Below are 26,260 nucleotides of genomic sequence, written 5' to 3' on the forward strand. Positions count from 1 at the left end.
TCAGCCTCGCGAACATGCCAATCTTGAACTAAGCTCCGTGGAAAAACATGATTTTACACTCTCTTGGAAGTGAGGCTTCAGCCTCGCCTAGTTGCTACGACAAAAACTACACAAGTGTTTTAAACTTTTAACGGGGCTAAAGCCCCATTTCCGATAAAGTACGCAAAATCAGTTTATAGTTAGATATAGAAGCAAAATAATGATACAGAATAAATATTGCATTCTATTGTAACCTTTTTGTAATCTTTTTATTTTGACTATAACATCAATTGTTAATTTTGATATAATAAAATAATTCTTCATAAAAAAGGTTCGTAAATGAAAAAAATGTCACTTAGGTTTCAGATGATTACACTTAGCGTGTTTTCACTTCTTATATTGGCGGTTATCACCACCTATATAGCGGTAACAGACAGCAAAGAGGCTATTCACAACAAAAGCGTTGCCGCTCTTCAAGGAGCAAGAGATATCAAAAAATCGCAATTAGAAACTTTTTTCAAAGAGAGAATCGGAGATATAAATGTACTTTCAGCATCGTCTGATGTCAAAGAGCTAGTAGAAGATATGCTTCATGTGCATGATGAGCTAGGTGTAGGCGCAACGGATGATTTTCCAGTTAAAAATGAGATGGTACAAGAGAAAACAAAGAGACATGAGACTTTTTTTCAATCCTATATGCAAGAGTATGGTTATTATGATATTTTTGTTATGTGTGCAAAACATGGGCATGTGCTCTACACAGGGGCAAAAGAATCCGACTATGGAGAAAATCTAAGCGCTGGAAAACTTAAAGAGAGCGGACTTGCAGAGGCGTACAGAAAAGCGCTCCAAAACAACCGTCCTACATTTGTCGATATGGCTCCTTACGCACCAAGCGGCGGTGCGCCTGCGATGTTTCTAGCAACTCCAGTTAAAGTAGGCGGTGAAGTCAAAGCAGTTATAGCATTTCAGGTGTCGGATGCTGCTATAAGCAGGGTTATGCAGTATAGAACTAGCTACGGTGAAACGCAAGAAGATTTTCTTGTCGGGCAAGATAAGTTGATGCGAAGCGATAGTTTTTTATGGAAAGATACACACTCTATTAAAGCCTCTTTTGCAAATCCTTCTGCGGGTAAAGTAGATACTGAAGCGTCACAAAAAGGGTTGAGCGGAGAGAGCGGTGAAGCAGTCATAAAAGGGTTTACAGGAGAAATGATAGCAGTTGCCTACTCTTTTGTAGAGATTGGGAGTGATTTGAAATGGGCTATCATTTCTAGGATAACTGTGGACGAAATGGAAAAAGTGGCGATTGAGACGAGAAATCTTTTAATTATTTCTTCTCTTATCGTACTTGTTGTCATTGTTTTAGCTGCTGTCTTGCTTATCAATAAAAGTGTTATTGCTCCGCTTGAGAAGTTTAAAACAACGCTCTTGGGTATAGGCAATACAAAAAACCTCACGCTTCAAGTAGATGAGAATGCTCCGCAAGAACTCTCAGAAATGGCACAAAGCTTCAATAAATTATTAGGCACACTCAGAGACCTCATAGAAACTTCTAAACAGTCCTCTAGTGAAAACGCTTCCATCTCTCATGAACTCTCAACAACTGCGATGGGTGTTGGGGAAAATGTAGAAAAAAGTGTGGTGGTGATTGATGATGCAACGAAAAAAGCAAGTCAAATCAAAAACGAAATCCAAATCGCCATCTATGAAGCGGCAGAGAGTAAAAAAGAGATTATCAAGGCAAATGAGAACTTAGGTGCTGCAAGAGATGAGATTATCCACCTCACACACAAAGTGCAAAACTCCGCACAGCTTGAAGTAGAACTTGCACAGCGTATGGAAACACTCTCAAAAGAGGCAAGTGAAGTCAAAAATATCTTAAATATCATCGCCGATATCGCAGAACAGACAAATCTTCTCGCACTCAACGCTGCCATAGAAGCAGCACGTGCGGGCGAGCATGGACGCGGATTTGCCGTAGTTGCAGATGAAGTACGTAAACTCGCAGAGCGCACGCAAAGAAGCCTCACAGAGATAAATGCAACCATCAACGTCATAGTCCAATCCATCGTAGATGTCAGCGGACAGATGAGTTCAAACTCAGAGGAGATTCAAGGTCTCTCACAAAACGCTTCTGACGTAGAAGCAAAAATCAACGAAAGTGTCCTCATAGTCAATGAAGCAGTACGCGCAACCGACAAAACCGTAAGCGATTTTGAACAAACAGGAAGAAACGTAGAGTCCATCGTCGCACAAGTCTCACAAATCAACGAAATCTCCTCTAAAAACGCTAGAAACGTAGAAGAGATAGCAGCAGCCGCAGACCACCTAAACTCCATGACAGACGAACTACACGCAAAACTAGAGCTCTTTAGAACATAAAGAGCCTTTTGTTCTTATATCTACCTCTATAGTGGTATATTTTATGCCACTATACTAGAATATTTTACAAACATAACCACGCCTCAAACTATCAAATCTTTAACATCAACCTCAAGAGCTTTTGCTATTTTATAAAGATGCTCCAAATTAAAGTGCTTTCCATATCTATTATTTTCGCAATTTGAGTAAAAAGCAACAGATTTAATCCCTATCTCAAGTGAAAGTTCGAGTTGCGATATCTTTTTTTCTTCTCTAAAACATTTCACTCTTAAAGATATGTTTTTGTATATATCATCGACCTCTTTTTGTGAAATATTGGCAAAATTCATATGTAATTTATCCTATAGGTTAATTTTAGATTAAACTATATAGATATACAATACCTTAGTCATTATCCTATGGGATAAATAACAAGGGATAAAGTCATTGATAAATATTAAATCCAAGCTTCTTATACTCTCTACACTGCCAATGATTATAATTTTTATGTTATCCACTCTCGTTTTAATTGAGATATTTCATAAAAAAGAGGATTTTGAACTTGCAAAAAAAGATATCAGCAACGCTATGGCAATTTCAAAAATAGTGCATTTGCTTCAGCTTGAAAGAGGTCTAAACACAGAACTCGTAGCCAATCCAGACAGTAACAAAAAAGAGAAGTTGCACTCCACTAAACAGCAACTGAACAAATTACTTCAAAACACAACTCTAACAAACTGCCAACACACTCTTGCAAAAATTATAGAAGAGAGAAAATCCTTAGATACAAAAAACCTCACGATAAATGAAATACATGATTTCTACTCTTTAAAAATTGCCACTCTCTTAGATATTTGCCAGCACTCTTCCAAACTCTATGAACGATGCGCAAAACAGAACTTATATAAATGCTTATACGCATCTTGTCATCATGAAAGAGATGCTTGGACAAACAAGAACTATTCTCAACAAATCTTTTATAAAAAAAGAGATTCAAGAGGAAGATTATGCAAAACTGGATGTTATTTTTAAAACATACCGCGTTTCTCAAAGCAGATTTGAGAACAATTTATCTACTTTTAGCGATTTGTTTTATAGCTATACAAAATCGCTGGACGATGAAAAAAACAGAGAGGTTTTTGACATCATAGAATTTGTGTTAAACAACAAAAAAAGCCAACGACTTGAAGCGTTTTCTCATGAGTGGTTTGAAAAGATAACATACACTATAGAATCACTCAACGCTATCGAAAGTGCGTTATTTATAAACGTAAATAAGGCACTGGAAAAAAAACAAAAGTCAAATTTCAATGAGATGATTTTAGTTTTTATCTTTTTAATCATCAGTTCTCTAGCTCTTATTTATGAAGCAATAACGATTGTCAAAGAGATATTGGCTTCAACAGATTCTCTTGAGTCTAACCTCTATGAATCAACATCGCTTCTTGAACAGTACAAATCAGTTGTTGATGAGAGCGAAATAGTTTCAAAAACGAATCCAGAGGGCATTATAACCTATGTTAATGATAAATTTTGTACCATAAACGGTTACACACAAAATGAACTCTTAGGAAAATCACACAACATCATCCATCACCCAGATATGCCTAAAGAGGTTTTTAGAGATTTATGGCATACCGTCAAAATACTCAAGCAACCATGGCTCGGTGACGTTAAAAATAAGAAAAAAGATGGTAGTGCTTACTGGGCTAAAACATTCATAAAGCCTATTTTAGACGCAAATAAAGAAGTTATAGAGTTTATAGCAATTCGAACAGACATAACTAAGATAGTTGAACAAAAATCCCTCTTTGAGATGGCAGCAAAAACAGATACGCTAACAAACTACGGCAACAGATATAAACTTAGTGAAGACATAAAAGAGAAAGAAAATCTCTCAATCGCTATTTTTAACATAGACAACTTTAGAGAATTAAATGATTTTTATGGGCATCACTTTGGAGATAGTGTCATAAAATCTATCGCAGATAAGATCTATAATTTCATCTCAAACGACGATAAACTCTTTTTTTACAGACTTCAAGGAGATGAATTTGCGCTTCTTGCAACTCAACAAAAGCAAGATATTTTTACGCATATATGTAAAGAAATTTTACTTTCCATGAAAGAGAGCTTGATTATCCAAAATGAAAAAATCGTACTCTCTTGCAGTTGTGGCATCGCTTTTGATGACAAAGAGCATCTTTTATCTAATGCCAATATGGCACTAAAATTAGCCAAGCAGACAAATAATGACTTTATCATTTACAACGATGATATTTCGCTAAACAACACATATGCCAACAACATAAGATGGACAAAAAAACTAGCAATCGCCCTACAAAACGACAATATCATCACACACTATCAACCCATCGTTAGCAACCGCACTTTAAAATATGAAAAGTACGAAGCACTTGTGAGAATGATTGACGAAGATGGTGCTACGATTGCGCCTTTTTATTTTTTAGATATATCTAAAAAAACAAAAAAGTATTTTGATATTACAAAACTTGTTATCGCACAATCTTTTGAAATGTTCAAAACAAATGAGATTGAATTTTCTATCAATTTATCTGTTATGGATATCGCCGAACCTCAAATCTTGGACTATATAGTTATGATGCTCCAACGCTATAGTATCGGTTCAAGAGTTGTATTTGAGATAGTAGAATCAGAGTATATAGAAAATTTTAACATCGTCACCAGTTTTATAGATGAAGTCAAAAAATATGGATGCAAGATAGCTATTGATGACTTTGGAACAGGGTATAGCAACTTTGAGTACCTCATAAAACTTAAAGCAGATTATCTCAAAATAGATGGGTCGCTTATCAAAAACATAAACACAGATTACAATGCTTTTTTAGTTGTTTCTACTATTGTTGAGTTTTCAAAAAAACTTAACATGCAAACCATAGCGGAATTTGTTGAAAATGAAGAGGTTTTTAAAATAGTGCAGCAACTAGGCATTGACTACTCGCAAGGATACTACTTTTCAACCCCAAAAGAAAAATTATGATTTATCCAGCGCAGCACATCGGAAGTGGGGCTTTAGCCCCGCCCAAAACCATACTTCCACAAGCGCATAAAATGAGGTTAAAACAAAAAAGGAAAGAAAAGTTATGAAAAACTCAAGCATTAAAGCAAGGTTAATGGTGTTGGCACTTGTGCCAATTTTGGTTATTTTGGCTCTCTCTGTGGGAAAGATTGTCTTTGACATGGGTATAAAAGAGAATTTAGTTGTCACAAAGTATCGTATCCAAGAGGTAGAGTCTTTGGCAAAAGCAATCCATTTTATGCAAGTTGAGAGAGGGTTAAGCGTGGGGTTTGTAGCTTCCAATGGAGCAAAAAACGGTAGTAAACTCTCAGAAACAAGAGGGAAAGTTGATAGTGCCATTGCAGAGATAAAAGATGTTTATGCCAACACAAAAGGAGATGGTTCGGTTTTAGACAACTTAAGAGAATTAAGCCAAAAAAGAGTAGCGGTTGACGCACTCTTGATAAGTGCGCCCGATACGGGAACTTACTTTTCCAAAATCATTATCGCACTCATAGATAGCGCAACAACAATTCCATCGCTTATGGATGATAAAAATGGCAGAAATGCCATCCAAGCCTATACGCATCTTGCCTCTGCAAAAGAGGCTTTAGGGCAGATAAGAGCAAATCTTAACGGTGCTTTTGCCAAAGATAGTTTTGTCGGAAATACATATTTTGCGTTTGGAGGCTCTTTAGGGGCATACAATGTTAACAGCCGCAACTTTATAACTCTTGCGCCAAAAGAGTTGCAAGATTTTTATAAAAACAGCTTTAGAGGCGATGTAGTTGAGAAAACATCAGGTATGATAGAGATAGCCAAAAACAAGGGACTTGAAGGGGATTTTAAAGTAAATTTGGATGAATGGTTTACAAATGTAACTGCTTCCATAGACATCCTTAGAGATGTAGAGCTTGAACTCTATAGATATACCGACAAAGTTATAAATGAGAAAATTGATGAAGCATCTTTTAATATCATCTCCTTAACTATAGGTTTATTTGTGGGTATCCTTCTTTTTGCTTCACTTATACTTTTCCTTATCAAAACATCCGTAAGCAAGCCGATAGAGCGTTTTAAAGCTACTCTTATCAGTATCGGAGAGAGTCATAATCTGACCATAAAAGTCGATGAAAACGTACCGCTTGAACTAAGTCAAATGGCGCAAAGTTTCAATAGACTCTTATCTACACTCAGAGAGCTTATCCAAACATCTAAAAGTAGCTCAAGCGAAAATGCTTCTATCTCTCATGAACTCTCAACAACTGCAATGGGTGTTGGGGAAAATGTAGAAAAAAGTGTAGTTGCCGTCGATGAAGCAACTAAAAAAGCCAGAGAGATTAAAAGAGAGATAGAAGTTGCTATCAGCGAAGCGCAAGAGAGCAAAAAAGAGATACTCCGCGCAAATGAAAATCTAGGACATGCAAGAGATGAGATTATCAGCTTAACACACAAAGTGCAAAACTCCGCACAGCTTGAAGTAGAACTTGCGCAGCGTATGGAAACACTCTCAAAAGAGGCAAATGAGGTAAAAAATATCTTAAATATTATCGCCGATATTGCCGATCAGACAAATCTATTGGCTCTAAACGCTGCTATAGAAGCAGCGCGCGCGGGTGAGCATGGACGCGGATTTGCCGTAGTTGCCGATGAAGTACGCAAACTTGCAGAACGTACGCAAAGAAGCCTTACAGAGATAAACGCTACCATCAACGTCATCGTGCAGTCTATAAGCGATGTCAGCGGACAAATGAATTCTAACGCCCAAGATGTCCAAGAACTCTCTAGCAGTGCAAGCGATGTTGAAGACAAGATAAACAAGAGCGTAGCAATCGTTAAAGAAGCAGTTCTCGCGACAGATAAAACAGTGAATGATTTTGAAAAAACAGGTAAAAATGTAGAAGTCATTGTTGGACAAGTAAGTCAAATCAACGCAATCTCAGCTACAAACGCAAGAAGTGTCGAAGAGATAGCAGCAGCGGCTGAACATCTCAACTCTATGACGGATGAGCTGCACGCAAAGTTAGAGCTTTTTAGAACTTAAAGAGCCTTTTGTTCTTATATTTACCTCTATAGTGGTATATTTTATGCCACTATACTAGAGCATTTTATTCTAGTAAAATAAACATAAAATATGTATAATGTTAATTACAGATTAACAAAATGGATATAAATGTTAGAAAATTTGCGAAAACTAGAAAAAAGAATCCTAAAAGAAGTTGCAGGTGAGTATAGAAGATATCTTTTTAAAACCATAGATTTTAACTCACAGATGATAGGAATAGTGGGGGCTAGAGGGGTGGGCAAAACTACTCTTTTACTTCAGTATGTCAAAGAGCTAAAAGAGGCGAATGAGAGCTACAAATCGCTCTATTTTTCTTATGATTATCCTACAAATGTGGGTATAAAGCTTATAGAACTAGCAGAGGAGTTTGTCAAAGTCGGAGGTACACATCTCATCGTTGATGAGATACACAAATATGAAAATTTTTCACTTGACCTCAAGGCGATTTATGATTTTTACCCAAAATTAAAAGTTATTTTTACAGGCTCTTGTGCTACTTCCATTTATAATTCACAAGCAGATTTAAGCAGAAGAGTCGTGCTTTACTATATGAATGGGTTATCATATAGAGAGTTTTTGGAGTTAAAGTTGGGTACTCCACTGCCAAGCTTTCCGCTAGAAGAGCTGCTTCAAAACCATATAAAAATAGCGGATGATTTGAGCGAGAAGTTTTTACCGCTTGAACATATGCAGGAGTACTTGACATACGGGTACTACCCTTTTTACTTTAGAGACCCAAATCAGTACCTAAGACAACTAAACGCCGTGATAAATCAAACCATCGATATAGACTTAGTAAATCTCGGGCTTGTTAAACAAAACTTCACCAACAAGCTTAAAAAACTACTTCTCATCATCAGTGAGTCAAATCCATTTGAGCTCAATATCACAAAAGTAGCGGCAAATATCGAAGTAAGCCGTAACACTCTTTATGTGTATCTACAGCATTTGGACAAAGGCGGACTTTTAAATATCATAGGAAGCTCTAAAAAAGGAATAAGCAAACTCTCAAAACCTGAAAAACTCTATCTTAACAATACAAATATTTTTTATACTTTTGCCACAGAGGCAAAAGTGGGAACCATAAGAGAGACTTTTTTTGTATCGCAACTCAAACATTTGCATGATGTAGAGGTATCAGACAAAGGTGATTTTATGGTTAATGGCAGATATATATTTGAAGTGGGCGGAGAGGGAAAATCGTTTGAGCAAATCAAAGATATCCAAAACTCCTACCTAGTCATAGATACGGATAGCACAGAGCATAAAAACAAGATTCCGCTTTGGCTTTTTGGGTTTTTGTATTAGAGTTTTTTAAAACGTAAGCACATGCTCACTTTGCAAAACCCAGTCTGAGAGAACTTGCATGGTTGAAGATACTTTCTCATCAAAATAAGGCTCATTTTTAAAAATCCCGCATCTTGCGTTGCAGGTGCCGCAAGCTTGCAGTGCGACTCCGCTCTCATAGAGTTTTTTTAGCATCAAAACCAAATCATGGTCGTAACTCTCTGGTTTTTGTGTTTTGTCTCTTGCCAAATCAACCGCATCGTTCATAAGAAAGATATTGACTTTCTCTCCATTTTTATGCAGCGTTGAAGCAAGACGCAAAGCATTCCATGTTATATCAGAGCCATCGTAAGGCTCATGATTTAGTATTATCGCTGTCATTTTTATTCTCCTGCTGTTAGTTTTGTAACGCCCAAGCCGGTTTTCACGCTATAACCGGCTTTTGCCCAGTCTTGAAGTCCTCCTTTGAGATTTTTGGCATTTTTGTACCCCATTTTTTTGAGGGTTTGTGCAGCAAGTGCGCCGCGTCCTCCATTTCTGCAGTAGGTTACAAGCAGAGCATCTTTATCTGAAACTTTTTCAAGGATTTCCCACTCCAAGTTGCCGCGCGTGATTGAGATGGTCTTTACTGCAACAAAATCATCATGCAAAAATCCTTCCGCTCTTTGTTCCTCCTCTCTAACATCAAGGATGACAACACTTTTTTCATCCTCGAAAATGCCTTTTAGTTCAGCAGGTGTTATCTCTCCAGCCTCCTTTTTTGCTTCATTGATAAGCACCATTTTTGCATTTTCCTCTCCAATGAGCGGTAGTGCAGCAAAGAGCAAGCCTATGCTCCCTACGATAGCTATAATTTCTTTCTTCATTTTCTATCCTTTGCTAATTTCATATTTAGGCATTTAACTAAATATGTTGTGCTATGGTATAATTTTTGAAACTATTTGTCAAGGAAAGAGATGCTAGATATGCAACAGAAGATAAAAATTTTTAAAGCGCTTGGAAACGAAACCCGCTTTTTGATTTTTAAAAATGTATTTACGGGCGGTTATGTCTGCTCCATTGACGACAAAAAACCAAAAACAAAGATAAACCCGCATGCGACATGCGTTACAACGATTGCTGAACATTTTGAATTTTCTTTGCCCACCATCTCAAAACATCTACAGCTTTTGCGTGAAGCAGGTGTCATCAAAATGCAAAAAAAAGCTAACAAAATCTACATAGAACCAAACATTGAAACCATCAAAGAGCTTGGCGGTTGTTTTACGACACTTGTTGAAAATTTTGAGAAAAACAGAGAACTCTTCTTTGACACCACTCTTTTGAAGTAACAGAGAAGTTATGCTACACTATGGCACTAGATATAACTAACAACGAGTGCTTACAATGAACAAAGACCATCTCAAAAACAAACTCTCAACCCTTGCTTTAGCGATGTTTCGCAAAGATTTTTTTGGTATCTTTCACGGTTCTATCTCTGCAAAAACAGAGTCAAATCGTTTTGTTATCAACACAAAAGAGGCTATTTTCGACTCACTCGACAGTGCAACTCTTATTGAGCTTTACTACAAAAAAGATTATCGCTGGAACCAAGCGAGTATGGATGCAAACATCCATCACAGCATCTACTCCCAGATATCAGATGCAAAATTTATCTGCTTTACGATGCCGCCTTTTACAACAGCCTACTCGCTTGACCACAACATCATCACGCCAAGAGACTATTTTGGCTACAGTGAATTAGGCTCTGTTGACATCATAGACCCTAGAAGTTTTGATGATTGGTACGAGAGAGCAAGCAGTGAAATCGCCTACTATTTTCAAAGCAAAAAGAGAGATATCATGGTCATACGCGGCTATGGCGTCTATGCGTACAACCGAGATATCCATGAGATGGCAAAAAAAATCGCCATTTTAGAGAAGAGCTGCAGACTGCTCCTGCTTGACGCAGCACAAAAAGACTCCTCTTTTGACTAAATCAAACTCTCAATCGCCTCATACGCAACATCCATCATCACATCACACTCTTCTTTTGTGATGATATAAGGCGGCATAAAATAGACAATATGCCCTAACGGACGAAGCAAAACACCTTTTTTAAGCCCATAGTTATAAACCTGAAGCCCTACTCTCTCTTTTGGGTCGTACCCTTGAAGTTCTATGGCGCATATCATCCCTGTTTGTCTAACGGAGCCGACATTTTTGAGGTTTTTAAATCTCGCAAGCTTCTCTCCCATATAGACAGCCGTCTCTCTATTTTTTTCTATAACATTGTCACGTTCAAAAATATCAAGCGTAGCGTTTGCCGCCGCACATGCGAGTGCATTTCCCGTATAGCTATGCGAGTGTAAAAAGGCTCTGTTTTCGTTATAGTCACAGTAAAAAGCACCATAAATCTCATTGGTCGTTAGTGCCACAGAAAGCGGCAAATAGCCGCCCGTAAGCCCTTTTGACAAAACAATAAAATCCGGTGTTATGTTAGCACTCTGACACGCAAACATCTCCCCTGTTCGCCCAAAACCAACCATAACTTCATCGGCTATAAGATGAATGTCATATCTGCTGCAAATCTCACGAACTAAAACCAAAAACTCTTTATGGTACATGTGCATAGAGCCTGCTCCCTGCACGAGAGGCTCTAAGATGATGGCACTTATATCATCGGCTCTTATTGCGCACAACGCCTCAAACGCCGATGCAGCCTCTCTTGCCGCTTCTATGCTCCCATCTTTTGGCACAGGCGTTTGGATACTTTGTATAAGAAGCGGCTCATACGTCTCTTTGTAGAGCTTGACATCGCCGACACTCAGCGCACCGATGGTCTCGCCATGATATGAGTTAGTCAGTGAGACAAAAATAGTTTTTATCTTAGAGTTGTTTTTGTGTGCATGAAAACTCATCTTGAGTGCGACTTCAACAGCGCTTGAGCCGTTATCTGCATAAAAACACTTCTCCAACCCTTTGGGCGTGAGTTTTACTAGTCTCTCAGAGAGTTTCACCACTTGCTCATGCGTAAAACCCGCAAGGATGACATGCTCCAAAGTCTCTAACTGCTCTCTTATTTTTGCATTGATATAGCTGTTTGTATGCCCAAAAAGGTTAACCCACCAACTGCTTATGGCATCGATATAACGATTTCCGTCAAAATCTTCAAGATAGATACCATGTGCTTTTTTTATGGGGATGAGAGGTAACTGCTCATGGTCTTTCATCTGCGTGCAAGGATGCCACAATACAGCCAAATCTCTCTGTGTTAATTCAGCGTTATTCATTGAGGTGTTAATGCTTTATACTCATCCGTATAGCATAAATTTGTACATGCCAAAAGTCCGTAGAGTTCTATCTCTAGCCCGCTCAAATCAAAAAGTTCTTCACCCTCTTCGCCTAAGAAGATAAATTTCTCATATTTATGATTCTCTTTGTCGATGTATTTGGAGTAAACAACATAATACGCATCTTGAAGCTCTCTTATTTTAGACGAGGCTTTGAGAAATTTTTCGCATGTTTTGTCTATTTTTTTAATCTCTAAAACATCAGACTGGATGGTATTTAGAAGCACTACTGGCAGTTTTGGCAACTCTTCTTCAATATTGGCGTATTTTTTTGTTTCTCTCATAAAAAATCCTTGTTACCCTGTAAAATGAGTTTCGATTTTACACCCTTTTAATTTACATTTCTCTTAGACGTTCAAAGTCCCTCGATTCGGCTTTATCAAGGTTTAATACGAATTTACCTAAAATTACAAAAATATCACTTAGCAAGGCTTATAACACGATGATAACATGGATGCAAAAACATAAAAAATATCTCATAGTCACTATCTGGATTTCTACCATCGCATTTGTCGGTGCTGGGTTTGTTGGCTGGGGTCAGTATGACTATGGTGACAAAGCTGGTGCAGTCGCAAAAGTGGGGAGTGTAGAGATTACGATGGGTGAACTGCAAAAGAGCTACTCTGATCTTTACAACCAATACGCGCAGATATTTAAAGGAGATTTTGATGAGGAAAAAGCCAAAAGTTTTGGTTTACAATCACAAGCTCTCAATTTCCTAACACAACAAGCTCTTGTTTTAAATCTTGCAAAATCTTATAGCCTTGACGTGACAGATGCTGAATTGCTAGAACATCTCAAATCTTTAGAGTATTTTCAAAAAGATGGTGTGTTTAACAAGGATATCTATAAAGATGTTCTCTCAAAAAACAACCTCAAAATCAAAGACTATGAAGCCAATGTAAAAAAAGAGCTTCTTATCAAAAAAACACTTATGCTTCTGCCTATCGAGACAAAAGAGAGTGAGTCAAAAATCATCGATACGGCAATGAGCATCGCCGACAAACTTGACTATAAAGTGCTCAAAGAGGAGATTATCACTATCGAGACTACAGATGAACTTTTGAAACCATTTTGGGAAAAGATGCAAAATAGTTTTATGAGCGAAGTGAGTTATGATGTCAAGTATCTCAAACAGCCAAAAGTAACTAAAGAGTATGATGAGGCGCTTCTCGCTGAACACTACAATGAAAACAAAGCAAACTTCAAAGATGGCGAGGGGAAGATTTTAGCTCTTGATATGGCAAAAGAGCAGGTAAAGAGTGCTTTAGATGCAAAAGAGACAAAAAAAGAGGCGCTAAAAAAATACGTTGCTTATAAAAAAGGAGAAGCGGATGTGAGCGAGCTACAACAAGCAACGCTTTTAGCTTCTAGCAACCCTTTTGGAGCAGAAGCTTTGGACGTTGTCTCAAAACTGACGCCTGCATCTCCTTTTTCTAAACCTGTTTTGGTTGGCGAGGAGTATCTCATCTTTGAACTAGTTGCTCTAAATGCAGCAAAACCAAAAACATTTGAAGAGGCAAAAGCCGAGCTTCTCCCTATGTATGTACGAGACCAAAAAAGAATCAAGCTTTTAGAGCTTGCAAAAAACTCATTTGCTACATTTAATGGAAAAATAACCGATTTTATAACGGCAAATGATTCAAACAAACTAACAGATTTAACAAAAGATGAAGCAGACGAGTTTTTAAGCACTCTTTTTTCGTCACAAGAAAAAAGAGGATATATCGCTTTAGAGAGTGGAAATGTTGTTATGTATAACGTTATGGAACAAAGATTGCTTAGCAATACTAACACCGACCCAAACAACTCGATTGCTAGAGTAAAGAGCGGCATGTTTAACGAAGGTTTGATTAAAGTCCTTCAAAACAAGTATAAAACTGAGATTTTCATCCAAGGACTCTAAGTTGAGCAGAACTATTTTAGCCATAGATATAGGTTCGACAAAAATATGTGCAATTATCGCTGAAGTAAGCGCTGATAAATCCATATCTATTATAGGAGCAGGCGTCTGCAAAGCGCAAGGGATTAGAAGAGGGAGTATCACAAATATTGAACTTGCTTCAAAATCCATAAGAACAGCGCTCAACGATGCCAAAAGAGTCTCAGGTTCAGAAGCAAAAACTGCTGCGATAGTTTCTATCTCTGGGGCTTACACAAAAAGTTTAAATTCGAGCGGCATAGTCAACATCCAAAACAAAGAGGTCAGTTTTAAAGAGATAGAGAGAGTTATGCAAGCTTCTCTTTATAACGCTAACATCCCAAACGAGTATGAAGTGCTTCACGCTCTGCCTTATAACTTTAAAGTTGATGACCAAGACTACATCGAAGACCCTCTAGGGATGAACGCTTCAAGACTTGAAGTGGACACACACATCATCACAACACAAAAATCAAATCTCAACAATTTACGCAAAGCAGTTCGCGGTGCAGGCGTTGAAGTTGAAAACATTGTACTTGCCGGATATGCATCTTCTATCGCAACACTCAATCCAGATGAAAAAGAGCTAGGTGTTGCACTTATAGATATGGGTGGCAACACAAGCAATATCGTTATCCACTCTGGAAACTCCATACGTTACAATGACTTTTTAGGTGTTGGTTCTAACCATGTAACAAGTGATTTGTCTATGGCGCTTCATACACCACTCAACATTGCAGAAAACGTAAAGCTCAACTATGGTTCACTTTTAGCGCCGAGTAATGATTTGATTGAGATTCCCATTATTGGCAATGAAAATGCAACGCATGAAGTCTCTTTAGAAGTTGTCCACAATGTTATCTATGCAAGAGTGGAAGAGACACTGATGATTTTGGCACAGTTCCTTGAAAATAGTGGACTTAAAGACAAAATGGGTGCTGGCATAGTACTTACAGGTGGTTTTTCACAAATGGAAGGGATGCGAGAACTGGCAATCGCAACATTTGGCTCTATCCCTGTACGTCTTGCAAAACCAAAAGAGATGCATGGACTCTTCGACAACCTCCGTTCACCTGAGTACTCAAGTGCTATTGGTCTGGTTATTTATGCAGCTTCTGCATATACGCTCTATGAGATAGACGTCAACAGAAGAGTAAGACACTCAAATGAAGTTTTTGAAGAACAACTTCCGATTAACCTTGTAAATGAACCGGAGATTCCTGTTCCTCCTTTTCAGCAGGAGAAAAAAGAGATGATGGTCAATATTGGGCTAAAAAAAGAGAAGAAAAAAGACGAAGCTGGGGTATTTAGTAAATTTTGGAACTGGGCAACCCAGTTATTTTAAGGAGAAGATATGGAACCATTTTTGATTGAAGAAGCACAAAAAATTAGCGGTGCAAGAATAGTAGCTGTTGGCGTTGGTGGCGGCGGTGGAAATATGATTGGTCACATGATCAAAAATGGTGTCACTGGCATAGAGATGATTATGGTAAACACTGATGCGCAAGCACTAAAAGATGCAACAAGTGCAAGAACTATTCAAATCGGAACAAAGCTTACAAAAGGTCTTGGTGCCGGAATGAAGCCTGAAATCGGAAGAGAGTCTGCCCTTGAGAGTTATGATGAGATTAGAAGTGCGCTTGAAGGTGCCGATATCGTCTTTATCTCTGCAGGTCTTGGCGGTGGAACTGGTACAGGCGCTGCTCCTATCGTTGCAAAAATTGCAAAAGAGGTGGATGCACTTACTATCTCTATCGTTACAAAACCTTTTATGTTTGAAGCACCAAAGAGACTAAAACTTGCAAAAATGGGACTTGAAGAACTTAAAAAAGAGAGTGATTCAATCGTTGTTATTCCAAACGACAAACTCCTCTCTATCATCGATAGAAAACTTGGCATTAAAGATAGTTTTAAAATCGTTGATGGTGTTTTAGCTCAAGCTGTTAGTGGAACGGCAGGTGTTATCCTAGCCAATGGCGACAACGACATCAACCTTGACTTTGCCGACTTAAAAACAGTTATGAGTCACAAAGGTATGGCACTTATGGGTGTTGGCGAACATGAGGGTGAAAATGCAGCATATGAAGCCATCAAAGCAGCAATCGAATCACCACTTCTTGACAACGTCTCTATCAATGGCGCTATGGGTGTTTTAGTTCACTTCTATATGCATCCAAACTTCCCAATGATGGAAATATCAGATGCTATGATTGTTGTTCAAGAGAGCGCACATGAAGATGCGGATGTTATCTTTGGTACTTCAACAGACGAATCTCTTCCTGAAGATTATGTAAAAATCACAATTGTTGCAACTGGCTTTGAGAGAGACCTCAAGGTAGTAACAAACAATGAGCATTTTGTTAGTGAAACTCCTGCACATATACAAAAAATCCGCCCACGCCTTGTTGTTGGCGGTGATTTGGATAGTAACCATTTAGACATTCCCTCTTATATGAGAATCCAACAAGACTAACTCCACGCATCGGCTCTCTGCTTTATGCAGAGAGTTAAAATTATTGACAAAAAGAGAATCAGATGAAATTTCTACTCACCGCCCTTTTATTTCCCATATTATCTTTGGCTTCAAACATAACAACAAGGGAGATGCCTCTTGATAAAATGCAAGAACAAAACAGAGAGATTACAAGATTAGCAGCCGCTGAACTCTCAAAATCACTCCCACAAACCATAGACAAACATACAAAACTCACAAAAGTGGAAGCACAAGATACTGTTTTAGTCTATACCTATGAGATTGACGCTGCACCAAAAAGTGATGCACAAATCAAACAAGAAGACCATACAAGGATGCAAGAAGCTATCACGTATGGTGTTTGTTCTAGTTCACAGCGTTTTTTAAAAGCAAACATAGCTATCCGCTACATCTACAACAGTGCACATAGTAAAAACGAACTTTTTCGCTTTGATATAGAGAGTAAAAGCTGCGAAAATATCAAATAAAGAAGCCTTATCGTGCTCCTTAAAGACACTCTCTCTTCCTTAGATTTTTTCTCATCTTTAGGGGATGAAGAGCTGGATTTGCTCATCTCTTTTTCCTCTATAAGTTCTTACGCCAAAGAGTATATTGTCCACTATGAAAAACAAGAGAGTAGTGCACTTCTTTTTTTACTACAAGGAGTGGCAAAAGCATACAAAATCGATAAGCACAACAATGAAATCTTTTTACACTACATCTACGCTCCATCCCTTATCTCAGATATATCAAACTTAAAAAAAGAGAAAATCCTCACCTTCTCCAACGTCTCGCTTATTGAAGATTCTAAAATTCTTGCGATTGAATATAGCAAATTTAAAGAGTTTTTTTTAACAAAAGGACATCTTTGCGTAGAGTTTACGAACGAGGTTATCGCAAAATCAAACCAGTTACAGTCCCTTATCAATAGAGAGTTTATCTTTAGTTCGGTTGCAAAAGTGGCGATGATGCTGCATGATGATTTGGATATGTTTAACACACTTAAAAGAGGCGAAATCTCTTTGATTTTAAACATTCAGCCAGAGACGCTCTCAAGAGTTCTCAACAGACTCAAACGTGACAATATTATCGACTCCAAGAATGCAAAGATTGTCGTTTTGAACAAAGAAGCTCTCCTATCTGTTTATGAGGAATAAATAATGAAAAAGATTAAAATTACTGGTGCACTCATATTTCTGTTCTCTTTGCTACTTGCGTTTCTTTTTAACCACACTTCAACAAGCATAGCACGCCATAACAGTGAAATCACTGCTATGAATGCTCAAAAAAACTTTACACAAGATATCTCTAAAAATATTTTCTACTCCTACAAACACCCTCAAAACTCCTCAAAAGGGTTGGATGACTCCATAAAACTCTTTTTACAAAATATGAGCAATCAAGAAAATGGGCTGCTTCGGGATGAAAAGATAAGAAAACTTTGGAACAATTTTTATCTTCATGTACAACATTTTAGAGATCAGATAAAGCACACATCCATCTACTCAAACATTCTTTTGGAAAAAGAGGTAAAAGAGATTTACGACATCAACCTCGCACTTATCGTGGAGAGTGATAACTTTATTGACAAGGAAATAGCACGCTTTAATGAGGAGCAAAACAAGTATATCATCTTGCAATATCTGCTCTTTTTTATCTTAGTTTCACTGCTTCTCTACATCTTTACACAGCTCAAGAGCGTAATTTTATTTGTACAAAAATTTCTCTGGGCTTCTAAAGAGATACTCTCTCAAACGTCTATCAAAACACTCCAACCCATAGAAGTTCAAGAGAGCAATCACGATATCTGTGAAGCAAAAGAAAATTTCAATGAGCTCGTACAAAAAATCAACGACTCCATCGCTTCTGCCACACAATCCATGGAGCACACCTACAAATCTCTTGAGATAGTAGAACAAAATATAGAAAATCTAGTAGAGCTTATCTACGCAATGCATGAGGACTCTAGGGATAAAGAGCTCAAAAAGAAAGAGGATGCTATCATCCAATCTTTTGAAGAGTTAAGCATTTCAGCAAAAAAACTCAAAAACCTTAAGAGTGATTTGGATAGTTTGATCACACATACAAAATCTTAAATTTTCAAATTAATTTCAAAATTTGACCAGTGTCAAATTTTAACCTCCCTTTTTTTTCTAATATACATTTATGATTTGAGTAATTTTTTAAAACCTCAAACTAATTAAAGGAGAAAAAATGGCTAAGCATTCTAACAAACTTGTTTCGCTTCTTGTTGGTGCTTCTGTAGCTGCGTCACTTACGCATGCGGCAGACGGTGAACTGCAAAAAGTTATGAAAGCAAGAGGACTCAGTGAAATCGATGTCGTTCGTGCTGCAAAAACGTATAATCCTTCAGGCGGAAGAGATGAATTCGTTGTATTTAGCTCAGCTGGTCAAGCTGGACAGATGATTGTTTATGGTGTTCCATCAATGAGAATTTTAAAGTACATCGGTGTCTTTACTCCAGAGCCTTGGCAAGGATATGGATTTGATGAGGAGTCTAAAAAAGTTCTCAGACAAGGAAATATCAGAGGAAGAGAGATTAACTGGGGAGATACACACCACCCTGCTCTTTCAGAAAAAGATGGAAAATATGATGGAAAATGGCTTGCTATCAACGACAAAGCAAATCCACGTATTGCTATCATCGACTTAGCGGACTTTGAGACAAAACAAATCGTTGTAAACCCTGTTTTCAAATCTGCTCACGGTGGAGCGTTCTTCACTCAAAACAGTGATTATATCATTGAAGCGTGTCAGTATGCGGCTCCTTTTGATGATAACTACCACCCAATTGAAGACTATAAAGAGGTCTATCGTGGTGGTGCTACAATGTGGAGATTTGACACGAAAAAGGGAAGAATAGATACAAAAGAGTCTTTCACTATCGAGATGCCTCCATATATGCAAGACTTAAGTGACTCCGGTAAAGGTGTCTCTGATGGATGGGGCTTTACAAACTCATTTAACTCTGAGATGTACACAGGCGGTATCGAAGTTGGTATGCCACCAAACGAAGCTGGTATGAGTAGAAACGATACTGACTTTTTACATGTTTACAACTGGAAAAAACTTGCAGAACTTGCAAAAGACCCTAAAAATGTAAAAGTTGTCAATAACCATAGAATCGTTCCTATGGAAGTAGCTGTAAAACATGATGCGCTCTTCTTGATTCCAGAGCCAAAATCTCCACACGGAGTTGACGTATCTCCAGATGGTGAGTACATCACAGTTTGTGGAAAGCTTGACACACACGCTTCTGTTTATAAATGGAGCAAAATCAAAGAGCTTATCAAAAACAAAGATTATGCAGGTAAAGACCCTTATGGGATTCCTATCTTAGATATGAAAAAATCTCTTCATGGACAAGCAGAGTTGGGTCTGGGGCCATTGCACAACCAATACTCAAATGTTGACGGTGAAATCTATACTTCACTTTATGTTGATAGCCAAATCGTAAAATGGAACTATAAAACTCTAAAAGTTTTAGATAAAGTAAACGTTCACTATAACGTTGGTCACCTTTGTGGAATGGAAGGAAAATCTGCCGATCCTCAAGGTAAATATATCATCTCGCTTAACAAACTTGCGATTGATAGATTCCAAAATGTTGGACCACTGCATCCACAAAACCACCAGCTAATCGATATTAGTGGTAAAAAGATGGACTTACTTGTTGACATGCCTCTTCCACTTGGAGAGCCACACCAAGCAGTTGCAATTCGTGCAGAAAAGCTTCATGGGCACGTAAGATACACAATGGGTACAAACTCAAGAGAAGATAAAATTCACGAGGGTAAAACGCTTGCAGGTCAAGAGAGAGTTGAAAGAGATGGAAACAAAGTTAAAGTTTACGCAACTATGGTTCGTTCTCACATCAATCCTGAGAGAATTACAGTAAACAAAGGTGATGAAGTCACTTTCTACATCACTAACCTTGAGAGAGCACAAGATGAAGCGCATGGATTTACAGTGGACCACTACAACATTCACGCATCGCTAGAGCCTGGTAAAACTTCAAGTATCAAGTTTATAGCAGATATCGAAGGAGTTTTCCCTTACTATTGTACAGAGTTTTGTTCTGCGCTTCACCTAGAGATGATGGGTTACTTGATGGTTAAAGACCCAAATAAAAAGTATGAAAGTACACAAAAGAAAAAGATGCAGACTATGTCTCCAGAGCAACTCAAAGCTGAATACGACAAAACTGTAGCAACAAATGCTGCAACTGACGCTGTTATCCAGTCTGTTGTGAAGTTCTTAAAAGAGAATAAGTATGAAAAACATAAAGTTGTTGCGGATCTTGTAACGGATGCAATGGATCAGTATGGCAAAATCGCTGAAGAGAAAAAGAAATCTGATGCGGCTGTAAAAGCTGGCGATATGGAAAAAGCGATTCTTTTTGAAAACATGATTTGGCAGTACATGGTTAAAACTGCAGACGTTGGTATCAGAGCAAAAGATGCACTAGTAAGACTTGTTGCTACAAAACAGTCAGCTGCTGCAGCTGCGGGTGAAAAAGCATTTGGCGAAGGCGGATGTGGCGGATGTCACGTTATTGGTAAAGTATCTTCTGGTCCAGACTTGACGGGTGTTCTTCAAAGACATGGAGAAAATGGTGAAAAATGGGTAAAAGACTTTATCATGAATCCTGAAAAAATGTACACAGAACCTTATGTTAAAGGTATGATTGACTACTTCAACCTAAGAATGCCAAATCAGCATATGGATGAAGCAGAGACTAAAAACATCATTGAATACCTCAAGTGGGTAGATCAAAATGCAAATCTCTTCTAAGAGAGTTTTTTAAAGTGTCACAAAGGGGGAGGAGATAGATTTCCTTCCCCTTTTTTTATGTCAAATAATAAAAAAAATTTCATAAATCAATCTTATAAAAGAAATTTTGTTATATAATACATATAAAATAAAATTTGAATGTTTCACTCAAGTTTTGAGATTTTATTTTATTCAACAAAGGAACTCTTTTCATGCATCCAAGTATCATAAAAGCAAGAGTATTTGCAACACTAGCCCTTCTCATTTTGACCTTCTCCTTCACTTTTCCTATGATTGCATTTCATGGAACACTTAACAAGATTGAAGCTGGTAAAGTAGAAGAGATACCTGCATTTACTAAAACCGTCTGGAACCTCTACAATCAAGGCAGATATAAGAGTGTAACTACACCAAAAGAGGCTCACAACAACCTTGATGCAATGATAGATTCTGCTGCAGAGATAGGTGTCGCTTCTATGCCTATCTGGGCGGTATCGCTTGAAGCTCCAAACTACCCTAAAGAGGCGTTTCCTTTAGGTATCCCTGTCTTTTTTCACTTTGATGGATATAGCGGCGAAGTGCATGAGATGAACACCATCAATCACTATGTTGGAATGGATCCGATGTGGATTGGCGGAACGATTGAGAGAGAAATTGGCATCTATGCGCTTTTAGCTCTCTCTTTGGGAATGATCTATTTTATAGCGTTCAATGCAAAGATATTTAACTATATCATGCTCGTTCCTGCATCACTTCCTCTTCTTTTTATCGCTGACTACTCCTACTGGCTCTACTGGTTTGGACACAACTTGCATGACTGGGGTGCGTTTAAAATCAAGCCGTTTATGCCGACTGTTTTTGGAGATGGAAAAATCGCTCAGTTTACGACACACTCTTACCCGACTATCGGTTTTTATCTTATCGTAGCAATCGGTCTTTTGAGTCTTTTGGCATTTTTTGCGAAACAAAAAGCTTTTAAAGAGATGAATAAATAAAGATGTTCAAGCCACTCTTTGCACTATTGGTTCTTATTTTGCCCCTCTTTGGTGCAAATGTACTGCAAGAAGCAATTGATGCTGCACCAAGTGGCTCTATCTTGAAACTTCCTGCGGGTGTCTATAAAGGAAATCTGGTTATAAACAAGCCTTTGACTATTATCGGCAAAGAGGAAGGGGTTGTAATCGACGGTGAAAACAAAGGAACTGTTATCAAAATTAAAAGCTCTTTTGTAACACTCAAAAACCTCAAAATTATCAACAGCGGCGATAGACACGAAAACATTGATGCAGCGATTACTATCTCAGATGCAAGCCAATGCGAGGTGAGTGAGTGTATTATCGATGCTTGCCTCTTTGGTATAGATATGCAGATGGTACGTAACTCTATCATAGCTAACAACACTATAACTTCTAAAGATTTTGAACTAGGTCTTAAAGGTGATGGGTTAAGACTTTGGTACAGCAACGACAATATCATCAAGCAAAATAAACTTATTCACTCGCGTGATATGGTTGTTTGGTATAGCCATGGCAATATTATCGAAGAGAACATCGGAGAGCATTGTAGATACTCTTTGCACTTTATGTACGCTGGCAAAAATATCGTACGTAACAATAAGTACCAATACAACTCGGTTGGGATATTTTTTATGTACTCTAAAGATACCATAGCAACAGGCAACTTTGTCAAAAGTTCGCTTGGAGCTACAGGCATGGGCATAGGGCTCAAAGAGGTTTCAAGCTTTACTATCAAAGACAACACTATTTTGTACTGTGCGCAAGGGATGTACATCGATAGATCCTCTTTTGAACCAGATACAAACAACTCTATCGAGAACAACAAAATCCTCTACAACTCCGAGGGAATTCGCTTTCACTCTTTGAGTGAGAGTAACGTTATCAAGTACAACAAGATAATGGGAAATATCGAAGATGTTGTCAATGATGGAAGATCAAGCAAAACATATAACAACGACATAGCGCAAAACTACTGGGACAACTACGAGGGATTTGACAAAGATGGAGACAATATAGGCGATACACCCCACAAAGTGTATCAGTATGCAGACCAACTCTGGGTTTACAATCCAGATGTAAAATTTTTTTACGGCTCACCCGTGATTTCTTTGCTCAATTTTCTAGCAAAGTTGGCACCATTTACAAAACCGCTTTTTTTGTTTGAAGACAAAAAGCCCATAGTTAAAATAGAAGGATGAATTTTGGAAAAAGTAAAAACAGATAAAAGAGAGTTTATTAAGTACTCCACTTTGGGAGTTTTAGGACTTGTTTTAGGTGGCGGAATGGTTTTTTCTCCCTATGTGCTTCGTGCTGAAAACAGACTAAGACCCCCAGGTGCTGTGGATGAGAAAAAATTTTTAGCGCTCTGTATCAAATGTGGGCAGTGTCTTCAAGTTTGTCCTTACCACTCTATCAAACTCGCTGATTTTGTAAGCGGTCATGGAGTTGGAACACCTTACATCGATGCAAACGAGAGGGGCTGTTACGCATGTAGTGCCGTTCCTTGTGTTCTTGCATGTCCTAGTGGCGCACTTGACCATCACTGTGAAAAACCAGAAGATATCAAAATGGGTATAGCAGTGCTGGAGTTTCCAGATACCTGTATCGCGATAAAGAGTATCCCTATCCCAAAGGGGTACAACGAGAAGATGCACGCATTTACCAACTCTGTTGTTAACATCAACCCACTTGAAGAGAAGCTTTTAGAGAAATTTGACTCTTTTGAGGGCAAAGAGTGTACGCTTTGTGCTGATATGTGCCCTATTCCAAACCCTCTAAGCGCCATTGCTATGGTAAGAGATAGTGGCGGCGGTATGAGACCTGAAATCTATGACGGCTGTATCGGATGTGGTGTGTGCCAAGAGGTTTGTCCTACAAACACACCTTCTATCGTCGTAAAACCTAGAGTAACTTATGAACAATTTTATGGAAACAGAGGTTAATACAAATGAAAAATATCAATCTGCTTACACTCTCCACACTCCTCTCTCTTGCACTCTTTAATGGCTGTAGCGATGGAGATAAACAAGAGGGTAAAGAGACGTCAAACAAAGCACAAGAGGTAACCTCCGCACAAAAAATTGAAGTAGTCAAAAATGAAAATGCTGGTGAAATAAAAGTAGCACTCAAAGAGGGCGATGAGAATCAGAGCAAATCATACTACTACGACTACAACGTCAAAAGTGCGTACGACCCAAATATGCAACCAGCAAACAGCGATGCTTCTGTGCGAGAAAAAGCAAGAACTACTATTGATGCGAATTTGCATGTCAGAAGCCCTTATGAAAATGTAGAGATTTCCATGCTTGTCAAAAGACTAAGCAAAGAGTTTATCGTAAAGTGTTCTGCTTGCCACAATGACTATGCAAACGGTGTTATCGGACCCTCACTTCTTGGCAAAGATGCTGATTTTATCTTTGAAAAGATTTTAAAATTTAAAGATGGTTCGGCTACAAATGTACTTATGAAAGACCTTGTAAGTCAGATGAGCACGCAAGAGATACGAGCGATGGCAGACGAGATTTACGAATTTAACAAAAAAATCAAAGAGATGAGAAAATAGATATGAAAAATGTAATTGTAGGGATTTTGACACTTTTAATCGTAGGTTTGATGGCTTATACTGCTTCACAAGGAAGAGCATACCATGGTGGAGAGCACGCAAGAGTTATCGAGGACATAGGTGCAGATAAAAATATGCCTGCGCAAGCCAATACGCAGCAAATGGCACAACCTCAAGAAAAAAGCGATAGAGAAAAAGAGGATGAGCAACTCAAAGCCATCAAAGACAAAGCTGGAAATATCGGTGAAATCAAAGTCAGTGCAGAGTACAAGAGCAAATGTTCCGCGTGCCACGGTGCAAACGGCTCTGGAGAGCAAGATGGCAGAGCACTTATGGGACCAAAACTCTATGGGCAGGATGCAGAGAAAATCTACAAAGATTTGGTTGACTTTAAAGCTGGCAGAAAAGAGAATATCATCATGAAGGGGCTTCTCATCAACACAACTGAAGAGGAGTTGCGTAAGTATGCAGACGAGATTGGCAACTTCCATCTCCAGTCTAAAGAGTAGAAGGAGAGGACATGGATAAGTACAACAACCGAGAAACCATAAAACACTCTACATTTTGGTCCACTTTTTTCAACAAGACAAAAGAGGGCAAAACTGTTCTTAGTTACAGAGCAAAGAGATGGGCGCTAGTCATTGCAGTGCATCTTCTCTTTTTTCTCTCGTTTCATGTCGATATTCAGGCACTTGAGGGGACGCTTAATGGCTCACGCTTTTTAGGTTTTCATCTCATTGATGTCTTTACAACGATGCAGCTCTTTTTAGCAACGCATGAGATACCTGTAAACATGATTATCGGTACGGCTACCATCGTCATCGTTTATATGCTTATCGGCGGGCGGACGTACTGTGCGTGGGTTTGTCCTTATGGACTTCTAAGTGAAATCGGCGAGAAGTGGCACAACACGCTTGTGAGCAAAAAAATCATCAAAGAGAGAAAGTTCGACCACCGTGTCAGACATGTTTTTTGGGCTATCTTTTTGGTACTTGCATTTTTTAGCGGCTTTTTGGTTTTTGAGACATTCAATGTCGTTGGGATTTTAAGCCGTATGGTTGCTTATGGATGGAGCTTAGCACTTCTTTGGGTTGTGGCAGTTTTTGCAATAGAGGTTTTTTACTCACGCAGAGCATGGTGTACTTATATCTGTCCTATCGGGACAACGTATGGCTACATCGGGAAGGTTTCGGCACTTCGCATCGAGTGGAATGACAACTGTGACCACTGTATGGTTTGCCATGATGTCTGTTTTGAAAATCAGGTTTTAGAGATTACAAAAGCAAAATATGACAAACAAAGAGAAGAAAAAGGAATAACAAGAGAGTACATAACAGGTGCTGACTGTACGCTTTGCGGCAGATGTGTAGATGTTTGCCACGCTGATGCGCTTAACTTTGATTTTAGACTCAAAAGTTTGGTATAG

Annotated in this window: 24 protein-coding genes; 19 read left to right on the plus strand and 5 right to left on the minus strand. The window is 38.3% G+C overall.

Going from position 1 to position 26,260, the window contains the following annotated elements:
* The first annotated feature begins 318 nt into the window (after positions 1-318).
* Complete coding sequence (locus AC6H4V_RS07675; protein ID WP_497606376.1) at positions 319-2,364, plus strand: methyl-accepting chemotaxis protein; 2,046 nt, start codon at positions 319-321, stop codon at positions 2,362-2,364.
* A gap of 83 nt (positions 2,365-2,447) precedes the next feature.
* Here the strand turns inward: AC6H4V_RS07675 and AC6H4V_RS07680 are convergent, their stop codons facing one another.
* Positions 2,448-2,693, minus strand: a complete 246-nt coding sequence (locus AC6H4V_RS07680; RefSeq protein ID WP_497606377.1) for a helix-turn-helix domain-containing protein — start codon at positions 2,691-2,693, stop codon at positions 2,448-2,450.
* Between the two features lie 500 nt (positions 2,694-3,193).
* Here AC6H4V_RS07680 and AC6H4V_RS07685 point away from each other — a divergent pair, with 500 nt between their 5' ends.
* From AC6H4V_RS07685 to AC6H4V_RS07695, 3 genes are all read left to right on the plus strand, one after another.
* Entirely contained in the window at positions 3,194-5,365 is a 2,172-nt protein-coding gene (locus AC6H4V_RS07685; protein ID WP_497607923.1) for an EAL domain-containing protein, read from the plus strand.
* A gap of 103 nt (positions 5,366-5,468) precedes the next feature.
* Positions 5,469-7,427 (plus strand): methyl-accepting chemotaxis protein, encoded by a 1,959-nt coding sequence (locus AC6H4V_RS07690; RefSeq protein ID WP_497606378.1) that lies wholly within the window; start codon positions 5,469-5,471, stop codon positions 7,425-7,427.
* A 129-nt stretch (positions 7,428-7,556) separates the two neighbouring features.
* On the plus strand, positions 7,557-8,756 hold the full coding sequence (locus tag AC6H4V_RS07695) for an ATP-binding protein (RefSeq protein WP_497606379.1): 1,200 nt from the start codon (positions 7,557-7,559) through the stop codon (positions 8,754-8,756).
* Between the two features lie 6 nt (positions 8,757-8,762).
* Here the strand turns inward: AC6H4V_RS07695 and AC6H4V_RS07700 are convergent, their stop codons facing one another.
* Together AC6H4V_RS07700 and AC6H4V_RS07705 are read right to left on the minus strand one after the other, a co-directional pair.
* Entirely contained in the window at positions 8,763-9,116 is a 354-nt protein-coding gene (locus AC6H4V_RS07700; protein WP_497606380.1) for a DsrE/DsrF/TusD sulfur relay family protein, read from the minus strand.
* A gap of 2 nt (positions 9,117-9,118) precedes the next feature.
* Positions 9,119-9,601 (minus strand): rhodanese-like domain-containing protein, encoded by a 483-nt coding sequence (locus tag AC6H4V_RS07705; protein ID WP_497606381.1) that lies wholly within the window; start codon positions 9,599-9,601, stop codon positions 9,119-9,121.
* Between the two features lie 90 nt (positions 9,602-9,691).
* Between AC6H4V_RS07705 and AC6H4V_RS07710 the strand changes: the two genes are divergently transcribed.
* Both AC6H4V_RS07710 and AC6H4V_RS07715 read left to right on the plus strand, forming a co-directional pair.
* A complete protein-coding gene (locus AC6H4V_RS07710) occupies positions 9,692-10,066 on the plus strand; it encodes an ArsR/SmtB family transcription factor (RefSeq protein ID WP_428729571.1) in 375 nt (124 codons plus the stop codon).
* Between the two features lie 55 nt (positions 10,067-10,121).
* Positions 10,122-10,712, plus strand: a complete 591-nt coding sequence (locus AC6H4V_RS07715; protein ID WP_497606382.1) for a class II aldolase and adducin N-terminal domain-containing protein — start codon at positions 10,122-10,124, stop codon at positions 10,710-10,712.
* On the opposite strand, the gene AC6H4V_RS07720 is transcribed toward AC6H4V_RS07715, so the two are convergent.
* Positions 10,709-12,007, minus strand: coding sequence for an adenosylmethionine--8-amino-7-oxononanoate transaminase (locus AC6H4V_RS07720; protein ID WP_497606383.1), 1,299 nt, complete (start codon positions 12,005-12,007; stop codon positions 10,709-10,711). The genes AC6H4V_RS07715 and AC6H4V_RS07720 overlap by 4 nt on opposite strands.
* A complete protein-coding gene (locus AC6H4V_RS07725) occupies positions 12,004-12,351 on the minus strand; it encodes a hypothetical protein (protein WP_428730916.1) in 348 nt (115 codons plus the stop codon). The genes AC6H4V_RS07720 and AC6H4V_RS07725 overlap by 4 nt, the downstream gene beginning before the upstream one ends.
* A gap of 158 nt (positions 12,352-12,509) precedes the next feature.
* Here AC6H4V_RS07725 and AC6H4V_RS07730 point away from each other — a divergent pair, with 158 nt between their 5' ends.
* The 13 genes from AC6H4V_RS07730 (at position 12,510) to AC6H4V_RS07790 (ending at position 26,260) form a co-directional block, all read left to right on the plus strand.
* Positions 12,510-13,973 carry a peptidylprolyl isomerase gene (locus AC6H4V_RS07730; protein WP_497606384.1) on the plus strand — a complete coding sequence of 488 codons (1,464 nt, stop codon included), beginning with the start codon at positions 12,510-12,512 and terminating at the stop codon, positions 13,971-13,973.
* Between the two features lies 1 nt (position 13,974).
* Positions 13,975-15,333, plus strand: a complete 1,359-nt coding sequence (ftsA, locus tag AC6H4V_RS07735; protein WP_428730918.1) for a cell division protein FtsA — start codon at positions 13,975-13,977, stop codon at positions 15,331-15,333.
* 9 nt (positions 15,334-15,342) lie between these two features.
* Complete coding sequence (gene ftsZ, locus AC6H4V_RS07740) at positions 15,343-16,461, plus strand: cell division protein FtsZ (RefSeq protein ID WP_428730088.1); 1,119 nt, start codon at positions 15,343-15,345, stop codon at positions 16,459-16,461.
* Positions 16,462-16,523: 62 nt separating this feature from the next.
* Entirely contained in the window at positions 16,524-16,949 is a 426-nt protein-coding gene (locus tag AC6H4V_RS07745) for a hypothetical protein (RefSeq protein ID WP_497606385.1), read from the plus strand.
* Between the two features lie 12 nt (positions 16,950-16,961).
* Positions 16,962-17,618, plus strand: a complete 657-nt coding sequence (locus tag AC6H4V_RS07750) for a Crp/Fnr family transcriptional regulator (protein ID WP_428730090.1) — start codon at positions 16,962-16,964, stop codon at positions 17,616-17,618.
* Between the two features lie 3 nt (positions 17,619-17,621).
* Positions 17,622-18,557, plus strand: coding sequence for a hypothetical protein (locus AC6H4V_RS07755; protein ID WP_428730919.1), 936 nt, complete (start codon positions 17,622-17,624; stop codon positions 18,555-18,557).
* A gap of 118 nt (positions 18,558-18,675) precedes the next feature.
* On the plus strand, positions 18,676-21,276 hold the full coding sequence (nosZ, locus tag AC6H4V_RS07760) for a Sec-dependent nitrous-oxide reductase (protein ID WP_497606386.1): 2,601 nt from the start codon (positions 18,676-18,678) through the stop codon (positions 21,274-21,276).
* Positions 21,277-21,467: 191 nt separating this feature from the next.
* Positions 21,468-22,250 (plus strand): cytochrome C, encoded by a 783-nt coding sequence (locus AC6H4V_RS07765; RefSeq protein WP_428730093.1) that lies wholly within the window; start codon positions 21,468-21,470, stop codon positions 22,248-22,250.
* A 2-nt stretch (positions 22,251-22,252) separates the two neighbouring features.
* Positions 22,253-23,470 (plus strand): nitrous oxide reductase family maturation protein NosD, encoded by a 1,218-nt coding sequence (locus AC6H4V_RS07770; protein ID WP_497606387.1) that lies wholly within the window; start codon positions 22,253-22,255, stop codon positions 23,468-23,470.
* Between the two features lie 3 nt (positions 23,471-23,473).
* The gene (locus AC6H4V_RS07775) at positions 23,474-24,214 is read left to right on the plus strand and encodes a 4Fe-4S dicluster domain-containing protein (RefSeq protein WP_428730095.1); all 741 of its coding nucleotides are present in this window, start codon (positions 23,474-23,476) and stop codon (positions 24,212-24,214) included.
* Positions 24,215-24,219: 5 nt separating this feature from the next.
* A complete protein-coding gene (locus AC6H4V_RS07780; RefSeq protein WP_428730096.1) occupies positions 24,220-24,834 on the plus strand; it encodes a c-type cytochrome in 615 nt (204 codons plus the stop codon).
* A gap of 2 nt (positions 24,835-24,836) precedes the next feature.
* Positions 24,837-25,343: a c-type cytochrome gene (locus AC6H4V_RS07785; RefSeq protein WP_428730097.1), complete on the plus strand. Its 507-nt coding sequence runs from the start codon at positions 24,837-24,839 to the stop codon at positions 25,341-25,343.
* An 11-nt stretch (positions 25,344-25,354) separates the two neighbouring features.
* A complete protein-coding gene (locus AC6H4V_RS07790) occupies positions 25,355-26,260 on the plus strand; it encodes a NapH/MauN family ferredoxin-type protein (protein ID WP_428730098.1) in 906 nt (301 codons plus the stop codon).

The organism is Sulfurimonas lacustris (assembly GCF_059705355.1).